A 282-nucleotide genomic window follows, 5' to 3' on the forward strand; every position below is an offset into this window, starting at 1 on the left:
CCACGCTACCATCGCGTTTATAGAATAACCACTTACCGTCTTCTGTAAAGCCGGCGAAGCGTTTGCCGTAGAAAGTACCGATGGCGCCGCCTTCGAACGTACGGATGGCATCGCCAAGCGCGCCGCTACCGCCAATCGGAGCAAAGGTTCGGAAATTAACTTTATAAATGTCATCGGAGAATTTCTCCATTTTATTCGACGCATGGCTGGCAGCAAGATCCATTTTCCACTGGAAATTAGCCTTACTCATCACGGTGCCGCTTAAGGTCAACTCTATACCAT

At 49.3% G+C, this 282-nt stretch carries 1 protein-coding gene; it reads right to left on the reverse strand.

The annotated features are described in order from the left end of the window. The coding region (locus tag KK062_RS30285) for a hypothetical protein (protein ID WP_254088120.1) at positions 1-250 on the reverse strand (250 nt) is incomplete at its 3' end. Positions 251-282 lie beyond the last annotated feature (32 nt).

It is taken from the genome of Dawidia cretensis, from assembly GCF_018598175.1.
Classification (GTDB): Bacteria; Bacteroidota; Bacteroidia; order Cytophagales; family Cyclobacteriaceae; genus Ohtaekwangia; species Ohtaekwangia cretensis.